The organism is Bradyrhizobium sp. P5_C11_2 (assembly GCF_054049755.1).
Genome location: NZ_JBFULT010000664.1, coordinates 1 through 3,686 on the forward strand (window position 1 = coordinate 1; position 3,686 = coordinate 3,686).

Below are 3,686 nucleotides of genomic sequence, written 5' to 3' on the forward strand. Positions count from 1 at the left end.
CGCAGGCCAATCTCGATTCCGCCGTGTCCGCCTTGCGCGTGGCGGAAGCGCGGGTGGCAACGTCGGAGACGCGGATGGCGCGGCGAAAAGGTTTTGCGCCGGTCGCCGGCACCATCCAGCAGATCTATTTCCGCGAGGGCGAGATGGTGGCGGCGCAGCGGCCGGTGCTCTCGATCATGCCGCCCGGCAACATGAAGCTGCGCTTCTTCGTGCCGGAGGCCGAGCTGCCGAAACTTTCGATCGGCGACACCGTGCGCGTCGTCTGCGACAATTGCGCCGCCGATCTCACCGCCAAGATCTACTTCATCGCGACCTCGGCCGAATACACCCCGCCGGTGATCTACAGCCTCGACGAGCGCAACAAGCTCGTCTACCTGATCCAGGCGCGGCCCTCGCGGCCGGACGCGCTGCGCGTCGGACAGCCGATCAACGTCTATCTGAACCCCAAGACTCCGGTGGCGGACAAGCGATGAGCGGCGGCAACGGCATCGCGATCGACGTCAAGGGCCTGACGAAATCGTTCGGCGGCCGCGAGGTCGTGCACGATCTGTCGATGCAGGTGAAGCGCGGCTCGATCTACGGCTTCCTCGGTCCGAACGGCTCGGGCAAGACCACGACCATCCGCATCCTGTGCGGCCTGCTCACGCCCGACAGCGGCGAGGGCACCTGTCTCGGCTACGACATTTTGCGCGATGCCGAAAAGATCAAGCGCCAGGTCGGCTACATGACGCAGCGCTTCAGTCTCTACCAGGACCTGTCGGTGCGCGAGAATCTCGAATTCGTGGCGCGGCTCTACGGCCTGCGCGATCCACGCGGCGCCGCGCGCGAGATGATCAAGCGGCTCGGGCTTTCGGGGCGCGAGGAGCAGCTCGCGGGCGAGCTCTCCGGCGGCTGGAAGCAGCGGCTGGCGTTAGGTGCCTGCACGCTGCCCAATCCGCAATTGCTGCTGCTGGACGAACCGACCGCCGGCGTCGACCCCAAGGCACGGCGCGATTTCTGGAACGAGATTCACGCGCTCGCCGCCGACGGTCTCACCGTGCTGGTGTCCACCCACTACATGGACGAGGCCGAGCGCTGCCACGAGATCGCCTATATCGCCTACGGCCATTTGCTGGCGCACGGCACGGTGGAGGAGGTGATCGCGAAATCCGCGCTGACGACCTACACCGTGACGGGCGAGGATCTGAACGGGCTCACCGCCGAGCTCACCGGCAAGCCCGGCGTAGACATGGTGGCGCCGTTCGGCACCTCGCTGCACGTCTCGGGCCGCGACGTTGCCGCGCTCGAAGCCAGCATCGCGCCGTGGCGCGAGAAGAGCGGCCTGCACTGGCAGAGCTCGCATCCCTCGCTCGAAGACGTCTTCATCGAGCTGATGGGCCGCTCCAAGGACAATTTCCAATGAGCGCCGTCGATCATCCGGCCCCCGCACACGACATCCGCGAGCGCTTCGGCTTCTGGAAGCGCTCCTATGCGATGCTGATCAAGGAGTTCATCCAGCTCAGGCGTGATCGGGTGTCGTTTGCGATGATCGTGATGCTGCCCGTGATGCAGCTATTGCTGTTCGGCTATGCCATCAACACCACGCCGCATAATCTGCCGAGCGCGGTGCTGCTCCAGGAGGACTCGGATCTCGCCCGCTCGATCCTGAAGGCGCTGGAAAACACCGCCTATTTCCGCTTCATCTACGAGGTGCACGACGTCGACGATTTCGACAATCTGCTGAAATCCGGCAAGGTGCTGTTCGGCGTCGAGATCCCGCGCGGCTTCGAGCGGGCGGTGCGGCGCGGCGACAAGCCGGCGCTGCTGGTCGCGGCCGATGCGACCGATCCGGTCGCTGCAAGCGCGGCGCTCGGCTCGCTCGGCATGGTGGTGCAGACCGCGCTCAAGCACGACCTCTACATCGGCGATCCCCCGGAGATGCCGTTCGAGATCCGCGCGCATGCCCGCTACAATCCGGCGGCGGCCTCGAGCCTCAATATCGTGCCGGGGCTGGTCGGCACCATCCTCACCATGACCATGCTGATCTTCACCGCGCTCTCGGTGACGCGCGAGGTCGAGCGCGGCACCATGGAGAGCCTGTTGTCGATGCCGATCAAGCCGGTCGAGGTGATGTTCGGCAAGATCATCCCCTACGTCCTGGTCGGGTTCGTCCAGGCCTTCCTGATTATCAGCATCGGCGTATTCCTGTTCGGCGTGCCCGTGTTCGGCAATCTGTTCCTGCTGGCGCTGCTGTCAACGCTGTTCATCACGACCAACCTGTCGATCGGCTACACGATCTCGACCTTGGTGCAGAACCAGCTCCAGGCCATGCAGATGTCGATGATGTTCTTCCTGCCGAGTATCCTCCTGTCCGGCTTCATGTTCCCCTTCGCGGGCATGCCGGCCTGGGCGCAATATGTCGGCGAGGGCCTGCCGCTGACGCATTATTTGCGCATCGTCCGCGCCATCATGCTGAAGGGCGCGACCATGGAGAATTTGCGCTATGACGCGCTGGCGCTGGCCGCGCTGATGCTGGTTGCGATGACCATCGCCGTGACGCGCTTCCGCCGCACGCTGGATTGAGGCAGACTGACCTCTGATGTCGTTCCGGGGCGATGCGCTAGCATCGAACCCGGAATCTCGAGATTCCGGGTTCACGCGTTGCGTGCCCCGGAATGACTGGGGGAGAAATGGTCAGCTTTGCGAGCAGGAAAACCCGGCAGCATGCCGCGCTATCAGAGGATTTCGAGCGCGAGCTGACGCGGGAGGTGCTGCGCACCGAGCTGTTGCGGGTGAGGGCGCTGATCATCACGGGCTGCGTCATGGTCTTGTTCCTCACCGCAACCTACCTGATCGACCCTGCCATCGTGAACCGGGTCTGGCGCGGGACGGAGGGCCTGGTCCACGAATACCTCCTCTTGGCGGGCTTCATCCTGTTCGAGGTCTGGGTCCACAGCCAGATCAGGCGAAACCTCAAGCTCGATCGCGACGTGCCTGTGATCAGGCGCTATATCAGCGCAACAATCGAAACGTCGCTGCCGACGATCATCCTGATCCTGCAGATTCGCAGCATGGGCGCTGGGCCCGCGCTCGGTTTCGTGTTGCCGCTGGCCTATTTCATCTTCATCATTCTTTCGACGCTGCGGCTCGATTTCTGGCTGTCCACCTTCACGGGATTTGTGGCCGCAGCCGAACTCCTGGCCGTCGCGCTGTTTTACAATTCGGCCAGCGACACCGGCGAACCCCTGATCTACTTCCACGCCGTGCGCAGCACCATCATCCTGATCTGCGGCGTGCTCGCTGGCTCCGTCGGCGCGCGGCTGCGGCGACAATTTGCCGCGAGCATCGCGGCGGCCAGCGCGCGCGACCGGGTGACCAACCTGTTCGGCCARCATGTCTCGCCGCAGGTGGTGGAGCGGCTTATGGCGGAGGGGACGAGCGCCGCCGGCGACGTCCGTCGCGTCGCGGTGATGTTCGTCGACTTCCGCGGTTTCACCGCCGGCGCGCAGTCGCGCACGCCGCAGGAGGTCGTCGACCGCCTCGACGGCGCCTTCGCGGTGCTGGTCGACATCCTCGACCGCCACGGCGGCATCGTGAACAAGTTCCTCGGCGACGGCTTTCTCGCGCTGTTCGGCGCGCCGCTGGAGGCGGCCGACGCCGCGCATCGCGCGGCCGCCGCAGGCCGCGAGATGCTGACCGCGATGGAC

Annotated in this window: 4 protein-coding genes; all 4 read left to right on the plus strand. The window is 65.0% G+C overall.

Translation table 11 applies throughout. The features are described 5' to 3' along the window. On the plus strand, positions 1-473 hold a 473-nt coding region (locus ACXJL8_RS36395), incomplete at its 5' end, for an HlyD family secretion protein (RefSeq protein WP_456686569.1). Continuing rightward, on the plus strand, positions 470-1,402 hold the full coding sequence (locus ACXJL8_RS36400; RefSeq protein ID WP_456618317.1) for an ABC transporter ATP-binding protein: 933 nt from the start codon (positions 470-472) through the stop codon (positions 1,400-1,402). The genes ACXJL8_RS36395 and ACXJL8_RS36400, both read left to right, overlap by 4 nt. After that, the gene (locus tag ACXJL8_RS36405) at positions 1,399-2,562 is read left to right on the plus strand and encodes an ABC transporter permease (RefSeq protein WP_456618316.1); all 1,164 of its coding nucleotides are present in this window, start codon (positions 1,399-1,401) and stop codon (positions 2,560-2,562) included. The genes ACXJL8_RS36400 and ACXJL8_RS36405 overlap by 4 nt, the downstream gene beginning before the upstream one ends. A 107-nt stretch (positions 2,563-2,669) precedes the next feature. Next, a partial coding sequence (locus tag ACXJL8_RS36410; RefSeq protein WP_456686570.1) for an adenylate/guanylate cyclase domain-containing protein occupies positions 2,670-3,686 on the plus strand: 1,017 nt, incomplete at its 3' end.

Coding starts and splice junctions, on each gene's coding strand:
- ACXJL8_RS36400 (WP_456618317.1), top strand. CDS start 470: ATGAGCGGCGGCAACGGCATCGCGATCGACGTCAAGGGCCTGACGAAA.
- ACXJL8_RS36405 (WP_456618316.1), top strand. CDS start 1,399: ATGAGCGCCGTCGATCATCCGGCCCCCGCACACGACATCCGCGAGCGC.